The following is a 19,602-nucleotide window of genomic DNA, read 5'->3' on the forward strand; positions in this document are numbered from 1 at the left end:
CAGGAGTTGTTACTTCTATAGTAGAGTAATATAACACCAATAATTTCAAGTCAAAAAAAATTGACTTAAGAGTGTATACATGATAATATAATACCTAGGTTTTAAGGAGAAGGGGACGCCCTTCTCCTTAATTAATAAAAAAAATAATTATTAGTATACTAAAAATTAGTAATAAAAACTATTAAATAAAATTTAAAAAAATACTTGTAAATGCAACTTAAATACGATATAATGTAGAAGTTGCAAAGTGGTAACAGCGATGAGGTAAGAGGTTGCCGGACTTCCGGGGAATTCTTCACCGAGCATGCCTGATCATGAATTGGGCGACGGAGTTTTACTGTTCGAGGCATTGTCTAAAAGACGGTGCAACACCCGGTACAGTTTACAGAACATCCGCTGTTGCGCGTAAGAAGTATAGCGTGCGATGAAAAGGAGGGAAAACAATGTCAAAACAAAAAATAAGAATCAGATTAAAAGCATTTGATCACACAATATTAGATCAATCAGCTGAGAGAATAGTTGAAACTGCTAAATCTACAGGAGCTAAAGTAGCTGGTCCAGTACCACTACCAACTGAAAAAGATGTAATAACAGTATTAAGAGCAGTTCACAAATACAAAGATTCTAGAGAACAGTTCGAAATAAGAACACACAAAAGATTAATCGATATATTAAGCCCATCACCAAAAACTGTTGATGCCTTAATGAGATTAGATTTACCAGCAGGTGTAGACATAGAAATAAAACTATAGTAAAAACGTACATATTGTGAAACACTTTATTTGTACGGGTAATAGATAACTATTACTAACTATTATGATCACTATGTGGTCCGCTAATAAGTAGGAGGTGTATTAAATGAAAAAAGCTATAATGGGTAGAAAATTAGGAATGACTCAAATATTTGATGAAAATAGAAAAGTAGTTCCAGTAACAGTTGTAGAAGCTGGTCCATGCGTAGTAATTCAAAAGAAAACAGTAGAAACTGACGGATATGAAGCAGTTAAGGTTGCTTTTGGAGATATAAGAGAAAAATTAGTTAACAAGCCAACAAAAGGTCAATTTGACAAAGCTGGAGTTGCTGTTAAAAGACATATAAAAGAATTTAAATTAGAAGATTCTAACTTAGAAGTTGGAGCTGAAATAAAAGCTGACGTTTTTGCAGCAGGAGACAAAATAGATGTTTCTGGAGTATCTAAAGGAAAAGGATTCCAAGGCGTAATCAAAAGATGGAACTTCCACAGAGGACCAATGAGCCACGGTTCTAAATTCCACAGAGCAGTAGGTTCAATGGGAGCATCATCAGATCCTTCAAGAACATTCAAAAACAAAAAAATGCCTGGACATATGGGTAGTGTTAACACAACAGTATTAAACTTAGAAGTAGTAAGAGTAATACCTGAGAAAAACATAATCTTAATAAAAGGCGGAATACCAGGACCAAACAAAGGTCTTGTAGTAATAAGAGACGCTGTTAAAGCTTAAGGAAAGGAGGATGCAGAATGCCTACAATAAAAGTTTTTAATAAAGAAGGAAAAGAAGTTGGAGATATCCAATTAAATGAAAGTGTATTTGCTGCTGAAATAAGCGCAGAATCAATGCACCAAGTAGTATTAGCTCAATTAGCTAATAAAAGACAAGGAACTCAAAGCGCTAAAACTAGAGCAGAAGTTAGAGGCGGAGGAATCAAACCTTGGAGACAAAAAGGAACTGGTAGAGCAAGACAAGGTTCAATAAGAGCTCCACAATGGATACATGGTGGTATCGTATTTGCACCAAAACCAAGATCTTACAGAGTATCAATTCCAAAAAGCATGAGAAGAACAGCTATGAAATCAGCTTTATCTTCAAAAGTTGCTGAAAATGAAATGATAGTATTAGAAAGTTTAGCATTTGATGCACCAAAAACTAAAGAGATGATCAAAGTTTTAAATGCATTTGAAGCTAAAAAGACTTTAATAGTAGTAGCTGATACTGAAAACAATGTTTACAAATCAGCTAGAAATATACCAGGGGTAGCTGTGTTACCAGTAAACAACATAAATGTTTATGACATATTAAAATATGAAACATTCATGGTAACTAAAGATGCTGTATCTAAGATTGAGGAGGTGTATGCATAATGAAAATGACTAGCCATGATATAATCAGAAAACCTGTTATAACTGAAAAAAGTATGGCAGCAATGGCTGACAGAAAATACACTTTCATCGTTGACATACACGCTAACAAATTCCAAATCAAAAAAGCTATAGAAGAAGTTTTTGCAGGAGTAAAAGTTGACAATGTAGCTACAATAAGAAACTTAGGAAAAACTAAGAGAGTTGGAGTACATGTTGGTAAGAGAGCTGACTTCAAAAAAGCAATAGTTACACTAGCAGAAGATAGTAAGACTATAGAATTCTTTGAAGGAATGTAATTAAAAGCATTTATTGGTATGATACCAGATAAGCGATAAAAAAGGAGGGAAACCTAATGGCAGTTAAGAAATTTAACCCTACCACTCCTTCAAGAAGAAATATGACAATGTCAACATTTGAAGAAATAACTACAAATGTGCCAGAAAAGTCACTTCTTGTAAGCAAAAAGAAAAACGGTGGTAGAAATGCACAAGGTAAAATAACTGTTCGTCACCACGGTGGTGGAGCAAAACAAAAATACAGATTAATCGACTTTAAAAGAAATAAAGATAATATCCCAGCTAAGGTTTTATCAATTGAGTACGATCCAAACAGAACAGCTTATATAGCATTAGTTGTATATGCAGATGGAGAGAAGAGATACATAATCGCTCCAGTTGGATTAAAAGTTGGAGATACAATAGTATCTGGACCAGAAGCGGATATCAAAGTTGGTAACACTTTACCTATAGCTAACATACCAGTTGGTACAGTAATTCACAACATAGAATTACAAATAGGAAAAGGAGCACAATTAGTAAGATCAGCAGGTTCTTCAGCTCAATTAATGGCTAAAGAAGGCGAATATGCTCAAGTAAGACTTCCAAGTGGAGAAGTTAGATACGTAAGAGTTAACTGCAGAGCTACAATTGGAACAGTTTCTAACTTAACTAACGAAATAGTTAAGATAGGTAAAGCTGGTAGAAAAAGACACATGGGAATCAGACCAACAGTAAGAGGATCTGTAATGAACCCTAACGATCACCCACACGGTGGTGGAGAAGGTAAATGTCCAGTAGGACACGCAAATCCAATGACACCATGGGGTAAACCAGCTCTTGGATATAAAACAAGAAAAACTAAAAAATACTCTGATAAGTTTATTGTTAAGAGAAGAAACGGTAAGTAATAGGGAGAGAATATTTTATTCTCTTCTAAGTTACGAGTATGTTATATGAAGGGAGGACTTTATAAATGGGCAGATCTATTAAAAAAGGACCTTATATAAAAGAGTCATTATTAAAGAAAATTGAAGAAATGAACCAAAACGGAGAAAAGAAAGTTGTTAAAACTTGGTCAAGAAGTTCAACAATCTTCCCTCAAATGATAGGCCACACTATCGCGGTTCATGACGGAAGAAAACATGTTCCAGTATATGTTCAAGAAGATATGGTGGGACACAAATTAGGAGAATTCGCTTTAACTAGAACTTTCAAAGGTCATATTGATAAAACAAAATCAAGTAAAGTAAGATAGTTCGAGAAAGGAGGACACAGAAATGGAAGCTAAAGCTATAGCTAAATATGTAAGAATGTCTCCAATGAAAATTGGAATAGTTCTTGATTTAATAAGAGGAAAAAATGTAAATGAAGCTTTTGCTATATTACAATATACTCCAAAAGATGCTGCTGAAGTTGTATACAAAGTTTTAAAATCAGCAGTAGCAAACGCAGAAAACAATTTAAGTTTAGATAGAAATAGACTATATGTTGCTAATGCTCACACTGGTCAAGGTCCAACTTTAAAAAGATTCAGACCACATGCACAAGGAAGAGCATTTAGAATAAACAAGAAAACTAGCCATATAACTCTAGTAGTTAAAGAAAGAGAATAAGAAGGAGGGATATATAGTGGGACAAAAAGTACATCCACACGGCTTAAGAGTTGGTGTAATCAAAGATTGGAACGCTAAATGGTTCGCTGAAGGAACTAAGTTTGCTGACAATTTAGTTGAAGATAATCAAATAAGAGAATATCTTAAGAAAAAACTTTTTACTGCTGGAATTTCTAAAATAGAAATTGAAAGAGCTGCAAAAAGAGTTAAAATAAATATACATACTGCTAAACCAGGTATGGTTATAGGAAAAGGCGGTCAAGGTATAGAAGAATTAAAAAAAGGACTTAAAAACCTTGTTGTAACAAACAATGTGTTAATCAACATCGTTGAAGTTAAGTCACCAGAATGTAACGCTCAATTAATGGCTGAAAACGTAGCTGCTCAACTAGAAAAGAGAATATCTTTCAGAAGAGCTATGAAACAAACAATTCAAAGAGCTATGAAATTAAATGTTAAGGGAGTTAAAACAGCTTGTTCTGGAAGACTAGGTGGAGCTGATATCGCTAGAACAGAGCAATATCATGAAGGAACAATTCCACTACAAACTTTAAGAGCTGATATCGATTATGGATTTGCTGAAGCAGATACAACATACGGAAAAATCGGAGTTAAAGTTTGGGTTTATAAAGGAGAAGTTCTTCCAACAAAAAAAGTAGAGAAGGAAGAAGTTAACGCTTAATAACGTTCAGGAAGGAGGAATATGACATGTTAATGCCTAAAAGAGTTAAACATCGTAAGGTTCAACGTGGTAGAATGAAGGGAAAAGCTACAAGAGGTAACTTCATTGCTTACGGAGATTATGCTTTACAAGCAACTGAATGTGGTTGGATAACAAGCAATCAAATTGAGTCTGCCAGAATAGCTATCAATAGATACGTAAGAAGAGGAGGAAAGGTTTGGATAAAAATCTTCCCTGACAAACCTGTAACTGAGAAACCTGCTGAAACACGTATGGGTTCTGGTAAAGGATCACCAGAGTACTGGGTAGCAGTAGTAAAACCAGGCAGAGTGTTATTTGAAATAGCTGGAGTTTCTGAAGAGGCTGCAAGAGAAGCAATGAGACTTGCATCACACAAATTACCAGTAAAAACTAAATTTGTAACAAGAAAAGATTTTGAGGAAATGGGTGGTGAAATCAATGAAGGCTAATGAATTAAAAGAGTTGAGACAAAGTACTCCTCAAGATTTACAAGTAAAATTAAATGATTTAAAATCTGAATTATTTAACCTTAGATTTCAGTTAGCTACAGGTCAGTTAGAAAACCCAATGAGAATAAAACAGGTTAAAAAATCTATAGCCCAAATTAAAACCATCCTTAGAGAAGAAGAATTAAGGGCGATCGAACAGTAAAACTGAAAGACTGAAAGGAGGTTTATCTTGTGGAAAGAGGATTAAGAAAAACTAGAATAGGAAAAGTTGTTTCTGATAAAATGGATAAGACTATAGTTGTTGCAGTTGAAACAAAAGTAAGACATCCATTATACGGAAAAACAGTTAATAGAACTACTAAATTTAAAGTTCATGATGAAAATAATGACGCAAGAATTAACGATACAGTACAAATAATGGAAACAAGACCATTATCTAAAGATAAAAGATGGAGACTTGTTCAAATTACTGAGAGAGCTAAATAGTTGACTGAAAGGAGGTATTTTTCATGATACAACAACAAACATTATTAAAAGTAGCAGATAACTCTGGTGCTAAAGAGATAATGTGTATAAGAGTACTAGGTGGATCCAAGAGAAAATGGGGAAACATCGGAGATATAATTGTTGCTAGCGTTAAAAGTGCAACACCAGGTGGAGTTGTTAAAAAAGGTGACGTAGTAAAGGCAGTTATTGTTAGATCAGTTAAAGGTTTAAGAAGAGCAGACGGTTCATATATCAGATTTGATGAAAATGCAGCTGTTATAATAAAAGAAGATAAAAATCCAAGAGGAACTCGTATCTTCGGACCTGTTGCTAGGGAGCTAAGAGATAAAGAATTTAACAAAATTTTATCACTAGCACCTGAAGTTCTATAAGATAGGAGGTAGCTGTAATGAAGGTTCACGTTAGAAAGAAAGACACTGTAATGGTTATTTCTGGTAAAGATAAAGGAAAAACTGGAGAGGTTTTAGCGGTTTATCCTAAAACTGGAAAAGTTGTAGTTAAAGACGTTAACGTTGTAACTAAGCACCAAAAACCAAATAGACAAAACATGCAAGGTGGAATAGTTCACGTTGAAGGAGCTATAAATAGTTCAAAAGTTATGCTATACTGCAACAAATGTAAATCTGTTACTAGAATAAGCAATAAAATATTAGAAGATGGCACTAAAGTAAGAGAGTGCAAAAAGTGCGGAGAAACATTTTAGTTTTTGAAAGGAGGGTTTAACTAATGGTTGCAAGACTACAAGAGAAATATAATAATGAAGTAGTTCAAGCTATGATGGAGAAGTTCGGATACAAAAACATCATGGAAGTACCAAAGCTTGAAAAAATAGTAGTAAACATGGGAGTTGGCGAAGCTAAAGACAATTCTAAAGTTTTAGAATCTGCAGTTTCAGATATGGAATTAGTAACTGGACAAAAAGCAGTTTTAACTAGAGCTAAGAACTCAGTTGCTAACTTTAAAATAAGAGAGAACATGCCTATAGGATGCAAAGTTACATTAAGAAGAGAAAAAATGTATGAGTTTGCTGATAAATTAATCAATATTGCTTTACCTAGAGTTAGAGACTTCAGAGGAGTTCCTTCAAAATCTTTTGATGGAAGAGGTAACTATGCTTTAGGAGTAAAAGAGCAATTAATATTCCCTGAAGTAGAATATGATAAAATTGATAAAGTAAGAGGTATGGATATAATATTCGTTACTAGTGCAAAGACAGACGAGGAAGCAAGAGAATTATTAAGATTCCTTGGAATGCCATTTGCTCAATAATAAGGAGGGAATAAGATGGCACGTAAAGCTTTAATAGAAAAATGGAAACAAGAGCCTAAATATTCAACTAGAGCTTATACTAGATGCAGACTATGTGGAAGACCACACTCTGTATTAAAGAAATTTGGTATATGCCGTATCTGTTTCAGAGAACTTGCATATAAAGGAGAAATTCCTGGATGTAAGAAGGCAAGTTGGTAATATAACACAGTATATGAAAGGAGGCAAATTACATGGTTATGACTGACCCTATCGCAGATTTGCTAACACGTATTAGAAATGCAAATGTTGTTAGACATGAAATATTAGAAGTTCCTTCTTCAAACATAAAGAAGGCAATCGCAAACATAATGCTTCAAGAAGGATATCTTAAAAATATAGAAGAATATCAAGATGGTTCTGTAAAAATGTTAAGACTTACAATGAAATATGGTCAAAACAAAGAAAGAGTAATAACAGGACTTAAGAGAATATCTAAACCTGGTTTAAGAGTTTATTCTAAACAAGAGGATATTCCAAAGGTATTAAATGGATTAGGTGTAGCAATAATATCTACATCAAAAGGAATATTAACAGACAAAGAAGCAAGAAAACAAGGATTAGGTGGAGAAGTAATCTGCTATATCTGGTAGTTTAAGAACAGGAGGTGCAAGTATGTCAAGAGTAGGAAGACTTCCAATAGCTATACCTGCTGGTGTAACAGTTACTGTATCACCAGAGAACGTTGTTGTTGTTAAAGGACCTAAGGGAGAATTAACAAAAGCAGTGTGTAAAGATATGAACATAGCTATCGAAGAAAATTCAATCGTTGTTACAAGACCAAGCGATGTAAAAGAACATAGAGCTCTTCATGGATTAACAAGAGCATTAATAAATAATATGGTAGTAGGAGTAACAGAAGGTTACACTAAAACTCTACAATTAGTTGGTGTTGGATACAGAGCAACATTAAAAGGAAACAAATTAAATCTTAACCTTGGATTCTCACATCCAGTTGAAGTTGAAGCATTAGAAGGAGTAACTTTTGAAACTCCAGATGCTAATACAATCAACGTTAAAGGTATTGATAAAGAAAAAGTTGGAGCAGTTGCCGCTGATATAAGATCATGGAGAAAACCTGAACCTTACAAAGGAAAAGGTATTAAGTATGCTGGTGAAGTTATCAGACGTAAGGAAGGTAAGACTGGTAAATAACATAAACTAGGAAGGAGTGAATACAATGTTCAAAAAGGTTGACAGAAAGCTATCAAGAGAAGCTCGTCACTTAAGAGTTCGTAAGAAAATATCTGGAACAACTGAAAGACCAAGATTAGCGGTTTACAGAAGTTCTAAGAACATATACGCTCAAATAATAGATGACGTAACTGGCAGAACTTTAGTTTCAGCTTCAAGCTTAGATAAAGATTTTGCTTTAAAAGCTGGAAGTAATAAAGATGCTGCTAAAGCAGTTGGAGAAATCGTAGCTAAAAGAGCTTTAGAAAAAGGAATAAAAGAAGTTGTATTTGATAGAGGCGGATACGTATATCACGGAAGAATACAAGTTCTTGCAGAAGGCGCTAGAGAAGCAGGTCTTCAATTCTAATTTAATAAAGAAGGAGGGAAATTCATGAAAATAGATCCTAGCACACTAGATCTTAAAGAAAAAGTTGTTCACATAAACAGAGTTGCTAAGGTTGTTAAAGGTGGAAGAAATTTCAGATTCAGTGCTCTTGTAGTAGTTGGAGATGAGAACGGACACATCGGAGTTGGTACTGGAAAATCAATAGAGATACCAGAAGCAATAAGAAAAGGCATTGAAGATGCTAAAAAACACCTTGTTAAAGTTGAATTAGATGGAACTACAGTTCCTCACACTATAGATGGAAAATTTGGCACTGGATTAGTGCACATAATGCCAGCATCTGAAGGTACAGGAGTTATCGCTGGAGGTCCAGCAAGAGCCGTGCTTGAGCTTGCAGGATTAAAAGACGTTAGAGCCAAATCTTTAGGATCAAATAACCCAAGAAATATGATAAATGCTACTATCAACGGATTAGCTAACTTAAGAACAGCAGAACAAGTTGCGAAGTTAAGAGGCAAAACTGTTGAGGAAATTTTAGGATAGGAGGGATAACCTTGGCTAAAATTAAGATAACATTAACAAAAAGCTTAATAGGAAGAAAAAAAGAGCACATAGCTACTGTTAATGCATTAGGATTAAAGAAAATCGGAAAAACTGTTGAGCACGAGGAAACTCCTCAAATAAAAGGTATGGTAAACAAAGTAAGTTACCTACTAAAAGTTGAAGAAGCTTAATAACAAGGAGGTGTAAACTATGAAACTTCATGAGTTAAGACCTGCAGCAGGAGCTAAAAAATCTTCTAAAAAAAGAGTAGGAAGAGGAACAGGTTCAGGCTGGGGTAAAACAGCTGCAAGAGGACAAAACGGACAAAACTCAAGATCAGGTGGTGGAGTAAGACCAGGATTTGAGGGAGGACAAATGCCTCTATACAGAAGATTACCAAAAAGAGGATTTACAAACATATTTGCTAAGGAGTATGCTTGCATAAATGTTGATAGATTAAATATCTTCGAAAATGGTACAGAAGTAACACCAGAAGTATTAGTTGAAAAAGGAATAGTTAAAAAACTATACGATGGTGTAAAAATATTAGGAAATGGTAGCTTAGAAAAGAGCTTAACAATAAAAGCACACAAAGTTTCTAAAGCTGCAGCAGAAAAAATAGAAGCCGCTGGAGGAAAAGTTGAGGTGATATAGATGTTATCAACCCTACGAAATGCTTGGAAAGTTCCAGAACTTAGAAAGAGAATGCTGTTTACTATATTCATAGTAATAGTATTTAGAATGGGTATATATATACCAGTTCCAGGAGTAGATGCTTCTAAAATAGCAAGCCTTACTGATACTGGAAATCTACTTACTTTCTATGATATGTTGTCAGGTGGTGCATTAAGTCAATTTAGTATATTTGCTTCTGGTGTAACACCTTACATAAATGCATCTATAATAATTCAGCTTCTTACTATAGCAATTCCGCAATTAGAACAACTTTCTAAGGAAGGCCAAGAAGGAAGACAAAAGATACAGAATTACACAAGATTATTGGCTGTTGCATTTGCAGTGCTACAAGGATTTGCCATGTATGCTTTAATAAGTGGAAATTTAACTAGTACTGGATCTAAGGAATTATTTATAATAATTCTAACCACAACAGCAGGAACAACTTTATTAGTTTGGCTTGGAGAACAAATACAAGTTCACGGAATTGGAAATGGTGTATCAATTATAATATTTGTAAATATTATTTCAACATTTCCGACGACTGCATATAAGATTGCTGGATTAAAGAAGGCAGGAGAAGTTAGTTTAGTAGAGGTTATAATATTTGTAGTAATAGCTTTAGCTTTATTATTAGCAGTTATAGTAATAACTTTAGCGGAACGTAGAATACCTGTTCAATATGCAGGAAAAGCTGTTGGAAATAAGGTGTTTAAAGGACAATCAACACATATTCCATTCAGTTTAAATACAGCAGGAGTTATGGCAATAATTTTTGCTATGTCAGTGATGCAATTCCCTGCAACAATAGCAAAAATTTGGCCACAGTCTGCATTCGCAGATTTTGTAACAAAGAGTCCTTGGAGTATATTCAAAAGCGGGACTGTTAGATACATGATTGCGTACGCTATTTTGATACTATTCTTCTCATGGTTCTATACCATAGTTACATTTAAACCTGATGAAATGGCAGAGAATATGCACAAATCAGCAGGATTTATTCCAGGTATAAGACCAGGAAAACCAACTGAGGTTTTCTTAGAGAAAGTTTTGACTAGAATATCTATGCTTGGTGGAGGATTTGTAACTATCATAGCTCTATTCCCAATAGTATTAGAGGGATATACTAAATTTAAAGGAATGTCTGTACAAGGCACGACTTTATTAATTATAGTTGGTGTAGCATTAGACACTATGAAACAATTAGAGTCTCAACTAACTATAAGACATTACCAAGGATTTCTTAAATAGATAAGAAATTTAAATTTGGAGTTGATGCTAGTGAAAATCATCTTATTAGGTCCTCCGGGAGCCGGAAAAGGAACACAAGCGAAATCAATGAGTAACCAATACTCCATACCACATATATCAACAGGAGATATATTTAGAAAGAATATTTCTGAAAAAACTCCTTTAGGAATCGAAGCTAAGAGTTATATTGACAAGGGATTATTAGTTCCTGACAAATTAACCATAGATATAGTACAAGATAGATTACAACAAGAGGACTGTAAAAATGGTTTCTTACTTGATGGTTATCCTAGAACTGTAAGTCAAGCAGAAGCACTAAAAGAATTTTTGAATTCAAAAGGTGAAAAACTTGACACAGCACTATTAATAGATGTTCCAAAAGACTTTATAATTGATAGAATGACAGGAAGAAGAGTTTGTCCAAATTGCGGAGCAAGTTATCATATAAAATTCAATCCAACAAAGGTTGAAGGAAAATGTGACACTTGTGGCTCAGAGGTTATACAAAGAGCTGACGACAATGAATCAACTGTTAAAGATCGTTTAGCAGTATATGAGGCTCAAACTCAACCTCTTATAGATTACTATAAAGAGCAAAGTCTTTTATCAGTAGTTGATGGAACGCAAGCTATTGATGATGTTTTTAAGAATATCAATGGTATCTTAGGAGCGATAAATAGTGATAATAATTAAAAGTGATATGGAAATTGAATTTATGAAAAGTGCGGGCAAGGTAGTTGCTGATACACTTGCAATGATTGAAGCGGTAATAAAGCCAGGAATAACAACTGCAGAAATAGATAAATTAGCTGAAGAGTTTATATTAAAACAGGGTGCAACACCTTCCTTTAAAGGTTACGGTGGATTTCCGGCTTCAATATGCGCATCAATAAATGATGAAGTTATTCATGGAATACCTAGAAATAGAGTATTAAATGAAGGTGACATCATCAGCATAGATTGTGGAGCAATTCTAAATGGATTTCACGGCGATGCTGCTAGAACATTTCCAGTAGGAAATGTATCTAAAGAAGCAGAGCAATTAATTGCAGTTACTAAAGAAAGTTTTTTTCAAGGTGTTGAAAAAGCTTTGGTAGGAAATAGATTAACAGATATTTCTGCTGCGATACAAAAGTATGCAGAAGAATCTGGATATTCTGTGGTTAGGGATTTTGTAGGTCATGGTATTGGTAGATCAATGCATGAAGATCCGCAGGTTCCTAATTACGGTACTGCTGGAAGAGGTCCTAAATTAAATCATGGAATGGTTATAGCAATCGAACCTATGATAAATATTGGTACACATAATGTTAAAGTAAAATCGGACGGTTGGACAGTAGTTACTCGTGATGGAAAATTATCTGCTCACTATGAAAATACTGTTGCAATTTTAGATAATGGTCCTGAAATACTAACTTTAAGCTAATGAGGTGAAATGTGTGGATGATAATAACCTTTTAGGTAAGGTAGTACATTCGAAATCAGGTAGAGACCGTGATAGAGACTTCATAATAATAGGTATAATAAATGCTGATTATGTCTATATTTCAGATGGGGACTTAAGAAAAATTGAGAATCCAAAGAAAAAGAAAATTAAACATTTAATTTTAAAGGATGTAATAGCAGAGGATATCAAAGAATTAATTATGAACGGAAAATGTGTAAGTAATTCTAAGATTAGAAAGTTTTTGCAAGTTGAGGAGGTTTGATTACCTTATGTCAAAAGATGATATAATTGAAATGCAAGGTGTTGTTTTAGAAGCACTGCCAAATGCAATGTTTGAAGTAGAACTTGAGAGTGGACATAAAATATTAGCTCATATCTCAGGTAAGTTAAGAATGAATTTTATTAGAATATTACCAGGCGATAAGGTTACAGTAGAGCTTTCTCCATATGATTTGACGCGTGGGAGAATAACTTGGAGAGATAAGTAATAAGGAGGGTTAGCTATGAAAGTAAGACCATCAGTTAAACCTATATGCGAAAAATGTAAAGTTATAAAAAGAAAAGGAAGAGTAATGGTTATCTGTGAAAATCCTAAACATAAACAAAAACAAGGTTAATGATAGATCAATAAAATATAATCAGGAGGTGTAGATCGTAGATGGCAAGAATAGCAGGTGTTGACCTACCAAGAGAAAAAAGAGTTGAGATAGGTCTAACTTATATATACGGTATAGGACTACCAAAGTCACATGAAATACTAGAAGCTACAGGCGTAAATCCAGATACAAGAATTAAAGATTTAACTGAAGAAGAAGTTAACGCTTTAAGAGAATATATAAAAAACATGTTAGTTGAAGGTGACTTAAGAAGAAAAGTTGCTCTTGACATAAAGAGACTAATGGAAGTTGGATGCTATAGAGGTATCAGACATAGAAGAGGTCTTCCAGTAAGAGGACAAAAAACTAAAACTAATGCTAGAACTAGAAAAGGTCCTAAAAAGACAATAGCTGGTAAGAAGAAATAGTAAGGAGGGAATATAATGGCTCAAAAGAAACTTAAAAGAAGTAGAAGAAGAAAAGAAAGAAAAAATGTTGAGCACGGTGCTGCACATATAAAATCTACTTTCAACAATTCCATCGTTACACTTACTGATGCAGCTGGTAACGCATTATCATGGGCAAGTGCTGGTGGATTAGGATTTAGAGGATCAAGAAAAAGCACACCATTTGCAGCTCAAATGGCAGCAGAAACTGCAGCTAAAGCAGCAATGGAACACGGTTTAAAAAGTGTTGAAGTTTACGTTAAAGGACCAGGAGCAGGTAGAGAAGCTGCTATAAGATCTTTACAAGCTGCTGGATTAGAAGTTACTTTAATTAAAGATGTAACTCCAATTCCACATAACGGATGTAGACCACCAAAAAGAAGAAGAGTTTAGTAAACAGGAGGTGTAATTAATGGCTAGATATACTGGAGCTACTTGCAAACTTTGCAGAAGAGAAGGTTTAAAGCTTAACCTAAAAGGTGACAGATGCTTCACTGAAAAATGTGCATTCGCTAGAAGAAGCTATGCACCAGGACAACACGGTCAAGCTAGAAAGAAAGTTTCAAACTACGGATTACAATTAAGAGAAAAACAAAAAGCTAGAAGAATATACGGAGTTCTTGAGAACCAATTTAGAAGATACTACGATAAAGCTGAAAAACAAAGAGGAATAACAGGTGAAAACTTATTAAGACTTCTTGAATTAAGACTTGATAACGTAGTATATAGATTAGGATATGGTGCTTCTAGAGCAGAAGCTAGACAATTAGTTAACCACGGACATTTCTTAGTTAACGGAAAGAAAGTTGACATTGCATCATACAATGTTTCATTAAATGACGTAATATCAGTTTCTGAAAAAAGCAGAGCTACTGAGAAATTTAAAGTGTTTAACGAAAATCCAAAAACTTTACCAGCTTGGTTAGAAGCTAACTTAGACGCATTTGAAGGAAAAGTTGTTTCTTTACCAACAAGAGAAGATATAGACGTTCCTGTTAACGAAACATTAATCGTTGAGTTATACAGCAAATAGTCAATAATTAAAAGAATCAGTTGCCCTCAAAATAGAACGCCCATTTTTAATAAGAAGGAGGGTTATATAATATGTTAGAAATAGAAAAGCCAAAAATAGAATGTGTAGAAACTGCTGAGAATGGTACATATGGTAAATTTGTCATTGAACCATTAGAAAGAGGTTATGGAATAACTTTAGGTAATGCCTTAAGAAGAATTCTTCTTTCCTCATTACCTGGGGTTGCTGCAAATTCAATTAAAATAGATGGTGTACTTCATGAATTCTCAACTATAAAGGGAGTTAAAGAAGACGTATCTGAGTTAATCTTAAACATAAAAGGATTAGCACTAAAGATGACAGGTGAAGGATCTAAAACAGTTTATATAGATGCTGTTGGACCAGGAGAGGTTACAGGAGCAGATATAAAAACTGATGGAGACGTAGAAGTTATTAACAAAGACATTCATATAGCTACTTTAGATGATGATGGTAAGCTATTTATGGAGCTTAATGTTAGCAAAGGTAGAGGTTATGTTTCTCAAAACAAGAACAAAACTGAAGATAAACCAATAGCTACTATACCTGTAGATTCGATCTATACTCCTGTTAAAAGAGTAAACTTTACAGTTGAAAATACAAGAGTAGGCCAAATAACAGATTATGATAAACTAACAATTGAAATTTGGACTAATGGAACAATTAGACCAGATGAAGCAATAGGTTTATCTGCAAAAATTCTTATAGAACACTTTAAACTATTTATGACATTAACAGATCATGCTGATAATGTTGAAATAATGGTTGAAAAGGAAGAAGATAAGAAAGAAAAAGTTTTAGAAATGACTATAGAAGAACTAGATCTATCTGTTAGAAGCTTTAACTGTTTAAAGAGAGCAGGTATAAATACTGTTCAAGAATTAACAGAAAGATCAATGGATGATATGATGAAGGTTAGAAATTTAGGTAAAAAATCTCTTGAAGAGGTTGAACAAAAATTAGAAGCCTTAGATTTATCATTTAAACCAAGTGAAGAGTAAGGAGGTATAGACATGGCACAACAACGTAAGTTAGGACGTCCAACAGATCAAAGAATGGCAATGCTTAGAAATCTTGTTACTAGTTTCTTAAAGCACGGAAAAATAGAAACTACAGAAACAAGAGCAAAAGAAACTAAGAGACTAGCTGAAAAAATGATAACTCTTGCTAAAAGAGGAGATTTACATGCTAGAAGACAAGTGCTTGCATTTGTAACTGAAGAGGATGTTGTTAAAGATTTATTTGATAATATAGCTCCAAAGTATGCTGAGAGAAACGGTGGATATACTAGAATCATGAAAGTAGGTCCAAGAAGAGGCGACGGAGCAGAAGTAGTTATATTAGAATTAGTATAATATATTCCAGGGGATTAAGTATGCCTAGCTTAGTCCCCATTTTATTATAAATATGTGTTTAAATATTGAAAAAATATTTTAAATTATGTTGTAATAAAATTTTATTTAAACTATTTGAAGTAATTGAATAAGTGAATAATCAAATAAACCATTTGATTAAACAGGGAACCCTTAATGCTATGTTAAATATTTAAGTTTATTTATATTTAATTATATTGTTAAGGGATTATTAAGATTTATTCAGTACAAATGGAGGGATATAAAAATGGAAGATAAAATTAATCCTATAAAAAGTAACCCTCAAACATTAGAGAATGATAGAATTGAAATAAAGAGTGAGAACTTGTTTTTTAAATATGATGCAAATGAAGAACATGAAGGTAAAGTTGCCATAGATGGAGTTGATATAACTATAAATAAAGGAGAATTTGTAGTTATACTAGGACATAATGGTTCTGGAAAATCAACATTTGCAAAACATATAAATGCATTATTAATTCCAACATCAGGAAAAATAACAGTAGGTGGATTAGATTCTTCTATAGAAGATAATTTATGGGAGATAAGAAAAAAGGCTGGAATGGTGTTTCAAAATCCAGATAACCAAATTGTTGCTACAATAGTTGAAGAAGATGTTGCTTTTGGTCCTGAAAATTTAGGAGTAGAACCAGCAGAAATTAGACGAAGAGTAGATGATGCACTTAAAAAAGTAAATATGTATGATTATAAAAAACATGGTCCACATTTATTATCTGGAGGGCAAAAACAAAGAGTCGCTATAGCAGGTATATATGCTATGAGACCAGAGTGTATAGTTTTAGATGAACCTACAGCCATGTTAGACCCATTAGGAAGAAAAGAAGTAATTAATACTATAAAAGAATTAAATAAAGAATATGGAATAACAATAGTTCTTATAACGCACTACATGGAAGAAGCAATTGATGCTGATAAAATATATGTTATGGATTCAGGAAAAGTTATTATAAGTGGAGAACCTAGAAAAGTATTTAAGGAAGTTGAAACTATGAAAAAAATAGGATTAGATGTTCCTCAAATGACAGAGCTTGCTTATGAATTAAATAGAAAAGGGGTTAATATAGCAAAAGACATATTAACTATAGATGAGATGGTGAATGAATTATGTCAATTAAAATAGAAAATTTAACTCATATATATATGGCTAAATCACCTTTTGAAAAAATAGCTTTAGATAATGTTTCTTTAGAAATACAAGATGGTGAATTTTTAGCATTAATAGGTCATACAGGATCCGGAAAATCAACCTTGATTCAGCATATAAATGGTTTATTAAAACCAGCATCGGGGAAAATAATTATAGATGGTGCAGATATAACAGCTAGTAATGTAAAACTTACAGATATAAGAAAAAAAGTAGGTTTAGTATTTCAATATTCAGAGTATCAATTATTTGAAGAAACTATTGAAAAAGACATTGCATTTGGACCTAGAAATCTAGGGCTAAGTGAAGAAGAAATTACTAATAGAGTAAAAAGAGCTATGAATATAGTTGGATTAGATTATGAAGTATATAAGGATAAATCACCATTTGAATTAAGTGGTGGTCAAAAAAGAAGAGTGGCCATAGCAGGTGTTGTTGCTATGGAACCAAAGGTTTTAATTCTAGATGAACCGACTGCTGGATTAGATCCAAAAGGCAGAGACGATATATTAGGAAAAATAGAGTTACTACATAATGAATATAATATGACAATAATTTTAGTATCACACAGTATGGAAGACGTAGCAAAAGTAGCTAATAGAATAATAGTTATGGAGTCTGGAAAATGTATTTTAGATGGAGCTCCAAGTGTTGTTTTTAAAGAAGTAGAAACTTTAGAGAGAGTTGGTCTAGCAGTACCACAGGTTACTTATTTAATAAGGAAACTTAAAGATAAAGGATTTAATATATCAGAAGATGTATTTACATTAGAACAAGCTACAGAGCAGATACTGAAGGCGTTAAAGTCATAATAGTGTAATAGCTATTTATTTTTGGAGGATTTTTGTATGATCAAGGATATTACAATAGGTCAATATATAGTTGGGGACTCTTTTATACACAAACTTGATCCAAGAACAAAAATTTTAATATCTTTATTGTTCATAATTACCTTATTTTTAGTTAAAAATGTAACAGGTTATGTAGTAGTATTTATATTTTTAATGTCATGCATATATATATCAAAAGTTCCATTTAGATATATATACAAAGGCTTAAAACCAATTTTTATATTAATGTTAATAACAGCTGTATTTAATATATTCTTCACTAGAGGAGATGTATTATTATATCAAATAGGCTTTTTAAAGATATATAAAGAAGGTTTAGTACTTGCAGCATTTATGGTTGTAAGATTGACATTTTTAATTGCAGGAACTTCACTATTAACACTTACAACTTCACCAATAGAACTTACAGATGGAATTGAAAAATTGTTAAACCCTTTCAAAAAAATAGGGGTACCGGCTCATGAGCTTGCTATGATGATGACTATAGCATTAAGATTTATTCCAACACTTATGGATGAGACAGACAAGATTATGAAAGCACAAATGGCAAGAGGTGCTGATTTTGAAAGTGGAAATTTAATAAGTAGAGCTAAAAATTTAATTCCATTACTAGTGCCATTATTTATAAGCTCATTTAGAAGAGCAGAAGAACTTGCTATGGCAATGGAAGCAAGAGGTTATAGAGGTGGAGAAGGTAGAACACGTATGAAGGTATTACAAATGACTAATAAAGACACTATAGCATTTATTAGTTTTGTTGTTTTTGTAATATTAATATTTATAACTCGAATTTATTTTTAAAGGTGTTAAAGTTATGAAAAATATAAGACTAAGTTTAGAGTATGATGGCACCAACTACTTTGGATGGCAGAAACAAAAAAATAAAATCACAATCCAAGGTGTATTAGAAAATACTTTATTAGAAATAACAAAGGAAGAAATAGAGGTTATTGGTTGTAGTAGAACAGATAGTAGAGTTCACTCAAGAGGATATATCTGTAATTTTATAACTAATAGTTCAATACCAAGTGAAAAATTTAAAGAAGTATTAAATGTAAAGTTACCTAATGATATAGCGGTATTAAAATCAGAAGAAGTTCCAATGGAATTTCACTCAAGATATAATTGTGTAGGCAAGACATATAGTTATACCATACTTCAAAGAAGTATAAGAGCTGCTATAGATAGAAATATAGTGTATCATTGCAAATATTCTTTAGATGTAGAGAAAATGCAAGAGGCTTGCAAGTATTTCATAGGTAAGCATGATTTTTCAGCACTTAAAAACACTGGAAGTTCTGTAAAAACATCAGTTAGAACAATTAAGGATTTAAGAATTGAAAAAAATAATGATTACATAAAAATATTTGTAAGTGCTGATGGTTTTTTATATAATATGGTTAGAATAATAGTAGGAACTTTAATTGATGTAGGAACTAAAAAAATAGATCCTAAGGATATAGAGACTATTATTAACTCATTAGAGAGAAAAAATGCTGGTAAAACAGTACCACCACAGGGCTTGTGTCTTGAAAAAGTTTATTATTAAATAGCTATAATTTAGCATAAATGCTTGATTTAGGATAGACGTAATAATTTCTAAAATAATTGACACGCGTGGCAAATTGTATTATAATAATTTTGTTTGTTATATTAATATAAATTGTGTATAAGATCCACTAGCCCCGGGTCTTTAGCATA

36 protein-coding genes are annotated in these 19,602 nt (G+C 33.0%); all 36 read left to right on the top strand.

All coding sequences use genetic code 11. The features are described 5' to 3' along the window. The first annotated feature begins 443 nt into the window (after nucleotides 1-443). The 36 genes from rpsJ (at nucleotide 444) to truA (ending at nucleotide 19,450) form a co-directional block, all read left to right on the top strand. Nucleotides 444-752 carry a 30S ribosomal protein S10 gene (rpsJ, locus tag BN346_RS07285; RefSeq protein WP_040327509.1) on the top strand — a complete coding sequence of 103 codons (309 nt, stop codon included), beginning with the start codon at nucleotides 444-446 and terminating at the stop codon, nucleotides 750-752. 106 nt (nucleotides 753-858) lie between these two features. Then, nucleotides 859-1,485: a 50S ribosomal protein L3 gene (gene rplC, locus BN346_RS07290; protein ID WP_040327510.1), complete on the top strand. Its 627-nt coding sequence runs from the start codon at nucleotides 859-861 to the stop codon at nucleotides 1,483-1,485. Between the two features lie 17 nt (nucleotides 1,486-1,502). Next, nucleotides 1,503-2,123 (top strand): 50S ribosomal protein L4, encoded by a 621-nt coding sequence (gene rplD / locus BN346_RS07295; protein WP_040327511.1) that lies wholly within the window; start codon nucleotides 1,503-1,505, stop codon nucleotides 2,121-2,123. Then, entirely contained in the window at nucleotides 2,123-2,419 is a 297-nt protein-coding gene (gene rplW, locus BN346_RS07300) for a 50S ribosomal protein L23 (protein ID WP_040327512.1), read from the top strand. Before rplD ends, rplW begins: the two co-directional genes overlap by 1 nt. Nucleotides 2,420-2,475: 56 nt before the next feature. After that, nucleotides 2,476-3,309 (top strand): 50S ribosomal protein L2, encoded by an 834-nt coding sequence (rplB, locus tag BN346_RS07305; protein ID WP_040327513.1) that lies wholly within the window; start codon nucleotides 2,476-2,478, stop codon nucleotides 3,307-3,309. Nucleotides 3,310-3,374: 65 nt separating this feature from the next. After that, nucleotides 3,375-3,656, top strand: coding sequence for a 30S ribosomal protein S19 (gene rpsS, locus BN346_RS07310; RefSeq protein WP_040327514.1), 282 nt, complete (start codon nucleotides 3,375-3,377; stop codon nucleotides 3,654-3,656). A 22-nt stretch (nucleotides 3,657-3,678) separates the two neighbouring features. Further along, a complete protein-coding gene (rplV, locus tag BN346_RS07315) occupies nucleotides 3,679-4,014 on the top strand; it encodes a 50S ribosomal protein L22 (RefSeq protein WP_040327515.1) in 336 nt (111 codons plus the stop codon). A gap of 16 nt (nucleotides 4,015-4,030) precedes the next feature. After that, nucleotides 4,031-4,696, top strand: coding sequence for a 30S ribosomal protein S3 (gene rpsC, locus BN346_RS07320; RefSeq protein ID WP_040327516.1), 666 nt, complete (start codon nucleotides 4,031-4,033; stop codon nucleotides 4,694-4,696). A gap of 26 nt (nucleotides 4,697-4,722) precedes the next feature. Then, nucleotides 4,723-5,166, top strand: a complete 444-nt coding sequence (rplP, locus tag BN346_RS07325; RefSeq protein ID WP_040327517.1) for a 50S ribosomal protein L16 — start codon at nucleotides 4,723-4,725, stop codon at nucleotides 5,164-5,166. Further along, nucleotides 5,156-5,368 (top strand): 50S ribosomal protein L29, encoded by a 213-nt coding sequence (gene rpmC / locus BN346_RS07330; RefSeq protein WP_040327518.1) that lies wholly within the window; start codon nucleotides 5,156-5,158, stop codon nucleotides 5,366-5,368. The genes rplP and rpmC overlap by 11 nt, the downstream gene beginning before the upstream one ends. A gap of 29 nt (nucleotides 5,369-5,397) precedes the next feature. Continuing rightward, nucleotides 5,398-5,652 (top strand): 30S ribosomal protein S17, encoded by a 255-nt coding sequence (rpsQ, locus tag BN346_RS07335; protein ID WP_040327519.1) that lies wholly within the window; start codon nucleotides 5,398-5,400, stop codon nucleotides 5,650-5,652. Between the two features lie 23 nt (nucleotides 5,653-5,675). After that, nucleotides 5,676-6,044, top strand: a complete 369-nt coding sequence (gene rplN, locus BN346_RS07340) for a 50S ribosomal protein L14 (RefSeq protein ID WP_040327520.1) — start codon at nucleotides 5,676-5,678, stop codon at nucleotides 6,042-6,044. A 17-nt stretch (nucleotides 6,045-6,061) separates the two neighbouring features. Continuing rightward, a complete protein-coding gene (gene rplX / locus BN346_RS07345) occupies nucleotides 6,062-6,376 on the top strand; it encodes a 50S ribosomal protein L24 (RefSeq protein ID WP_040327521.1) in 315 nt (104 codons plus the stop codon). Nucleotides 6,377-6,399: 23 nt separating this feature from the next. Continuing rightward, nucleotides 6,400-6,942 (top strand): 50S ribosomal protein L5, encoded by a 543-nt coding sequence (rplE, locus tag BN346_RS07350; RefSeq protein ID WP_040327522.1) that lies wholly within the window; start codon nucleotides 6,400-6,402, stop codon nucleotides 6,940-6,942. Between the two features lie 15 nt (nucleotides 6,943-6,957). Further along, complete coding sequence (locus tag BN346_RS07355; protein ID WP_040327523.1) at nucleotides 6,958-7,143, top strand: type Z 30S ribosomal protein S14; 186 nt, start codon at nucleotides 6,958-6,960, stop codon at nucleotides 7,141-7,143. Between the two features lie 32 nt (nucleotides 7,144-7,175). Beyond that, complete coding sequence (gene rpsH, locus BN346_RS07360) at nucleotides 7,176-7,574, top strand: 30S ribosomal protein S8 (RefSeq protein WP_040327524.1); 399 nt, start codon at nucleotides 7,176-7,178, stop codon at nucleotides 7,572-7,574. A 22-nt stretch (nucleotides 7,575-7,596) separates the two neighbouring features. Further along, nucleotides 7,597-8,136 carry a 50S ribosomal protein L6 gene (rplF, locus tag BN346_RS07365; RefSeq protein WP_040327525.1) on the top strand — a complete coding sequence of 180 codons (540 nt, stop codon included), beginning with the start codon at nucleotides 7,597-7,599 and terminating at the stop codon, nucleotides 8,134-8,136. 25 nt (nucleotides 8,137-8,161) lie between these two features. Next, a complete protein-coding gene (gene rplR, locus BN346_RS07370) occupies nucleotides 8,162-8,524 on the top strand; it encodes a 50S ribosomal protein L18 (RefSeq protein WP_040327526.1) in 363 nt (120 codons plus the stop codon). Between the two features lie 24 nt (nucleotides 8,525-8,548). Then, nucleotides 8,549-9,046, top strand: a complete 498-nt coding sequence (gene rpsE / locus BN346_RS07375) for a 30S ribosomal protein S5 (RefSeq protein WP_040327527.1) — start codon at nucleotides 8,549-8,551, stop codon at nucleotides 9,044-9,046. 11 nt (nucleotides 9,047-9,057) lie between these two features. Next, entirely contained in the window at nucleotides 9,058-9,237 is a 180-nt protein-coding gene (rpmD, locus tag BN346_RS07380; RefSeq protein WP_040327528.1) for a 50S ribosomal protein L30, read from the top strand. Nucleotides 9,238-9,256: 19 nt separating this feature from the next. Continuing rightward, nucleotides 9,257-9,700, top strand: coding sequence for a 50S ribosomal protein L15 (gene rplO / locus BN346_RS07385; protein ID WP_040327529.1), 444 nt, complete (start codon nucleotides 9,257-9,259; stop codon nucleotides 9,698-9,700). Continuing rightward, nucleotides 9,701-10,972, top strand: a complete 1,272-nt coding sequence (gene secY, locus BN346_RS07390) for a preprotein translocase subunit SecY (RefSeq protein ID WP_040327530.1) — start codon at nucleotides 9,701-9,703, stop codon at nucleotides 10,970-10,972. 30 nt (nucleotides 10,973-11,002) lie between these two features. Continuing rightward, nucleotides 11,003-11,665 (top strand): adenylate kinase, encoded by a 663-nt coding sequence (locus tag BN346_RS07395; protein WP_040327531.1) that lies wholly within the window; start codon nucleotides 11,003-11,005, stop codon nucleotides 11,663-11,665. Next, the gene (gene map / locus BN346_RS07400; protein WP_040327532.1) at nucleotides 11,652-12,398 is read left to right on the top strand and encodes a type I methionyl aminopeptidase; all 747 of its coding nucleotides are present in this window, start codon (nucleotides 11,652-11,654) and stop codon (nucleotides 12,396-12,398) included. The genes BN346_RS07395 and map overlap by 14 nt, the downstream gene beginning before the upstream one ends. Before the next feature lie 13 nt (nucleotides 12,399-12,411). Next, nucleotides 12,412-12,681: a KOW domain-containing protein gene (locus BN346_RS07405; protein WP_040327534.1), complete on the top strand. Its 270-nt coding sequence runs from the start codon at nucleotides 12,412-12,414 to the stop codon at nucleotides 12,679-12,681. Nucleotides 12,682-12,688: 7 nt separating this feature from the next. Then, the gene (gene infA, locus BN346_RS07410) at nucleotides 12,689-12,907 is read left to right on the top strand and encodes a translation initiation factor IF-1 (RefSeq protein ID WP_040327535.1); all 219 of its coding nucleotides are present in this window, start codon (nucleotides 12,689-12,691) and stop codon (nucleotides 12,905-12,907) included. A 15-nt stretch (nucleotides 12,908-12,922) separates the two neighbouring features. Beyond that, nucleotides 12,923-13,036, top strand: coding sequence for a 50S ribosomal protein L36 (gene rpmJ / locus BN346_RS07415; protein ID WP_003373491.1), 114 nt, complete (start codon nucleotides 12,923-12,925; stop codon nucleotides 13,034-13,036). A gap of 41 nt (nucleotides 13,037-13,077) precedes the next feature. Beyond that, entirely contained in the window at nucleotides 13,078-13,443 is a 366-nt protein-coding gene (gene rpsM, locus BN346_RS07420; protein ID WP_040327541.1) for a 30S ribosomal protein S13, read from the top strand. Nucleotides 13,444-13,458: 15 nt separating this feature from the next. Next, on the top strand, nucleotides 13,459-13,854 hold the full coding sequence (rpsK, locus tag BN346_RS07425) for a 30S ribosomal protein S11 (protein WP_040327543.1): 396 nt from the start codon (nucleotides 13,459-13,461) through the stop codon (nucleotides 13,852-13,854). A gap of 19 nt (nucleotides 13,855-13,873) precedes the next feature. Continuing rightward, nucleotides 13,874-14,494: a 30S ribosomal protein S4 gene (gene rpsD / locus BN346_RS07430; protein WP_040327545.1), complete on the top strand. Its 621-nt coding sequence runs from the start codon at nucleotides 13,874-13,876 to the stop codon at nucleotides 14,492-14,494. Between the two features lie 71 nt (nucleotides 14,495-14,565). Continuing rightward, nucleotides 14,566-15,513 carry a DNA-directed RNA polymerase subunit alpha gene (locus BN346_RS07435; RefSeq protein ID WP_040327546.1) on the top strand — a complete coding sequence of 316 codons (948 nt, stop codon included), beginning with the start codon at nucleotides 14,566-14,568 and terminating at the stop codon, nucleotides 15,511-15,513. A gap of 12 nt (nucleotides 15,514-15,525) precedes the next feature. Then, nucleotides 15,526-15,867, top strand: coding sequence for a 50S ribosomal protein L17 (gene rplQ / locus BN346_RS07440; RefSeq protein ID WP_040327548.1), 342 nt, complete (start codon nucleotides 15,526-15,528; stop codon nucleotides 15,865-15,867). Nucleotides 15,868-16,132: 265 nt separating this feature from the next. Then, a complete protein-coding gene (locus BN346_RS07445) occupies nucleotides 16,133-17,026 on the top strand; it encodes an energy-coupling factor transporter ATPase (RefSeq protein ID WP_051540150.1) in 894 nt (297 codons plus the stop codon). Then, nucleotides 17,011-17,862: an energy-coupling factor transporter ATPase gene (locus tag BN346_RS07450; RefSeq protein WP_040327550.1), complete on the top strand. Its 852-nt coding sequence runs from the start codon at nucleotides 17,011-17,013 to the stop codon at nucleotides 17,860-17,862. Before BN346_RS07445 ends, BN346_RS07450 begins: the two co-directional genes overlap by 16 nt. A 36-nt stretch (nucleotides 17,863-17,898) precedes the next feature. Continuing rightward, the gene (locus BN346_RS07455; protein ID WP_040327552.1) at nucleotides 17,899-18,702 is read left to right on the top strand and encodes an energy-coupling factor transporter transmembrane component T family protein; all 804 of its coding nucleotides are present in this window, start codon (nucleotides 17,899-17,901) and stop codon (nucleotides 18,700-18,702) included. Between the two features lie 13 nt (nucleotides 18,703-18,715). After that, nucleotides 18,716-19,450, top strand: coding sequence for a tRNA pseudouridine(38-40) synthase TruA (gene truA, locus BN346_RS07460; RefSeq protein ID WP_040327554.1), 735 nt, complete (start codon nucleotides 18,716-18,718; stop codon nucleotides 19,448-19,450). Nucleotides 19,451-19,602 lie beyond the last annotated feature (152 nt).

It is taken from the genome of Clostridium ihumii AP5 (assembly GCF_000612845.1).
In the GTDB taxonomy this organism is placed as follows: domain Bacteria; phylum Bacillota; class Clostridia; order Clostridiales; family Clostridiaceae; genus Clostridium_J; species Clostridium_J ihumii.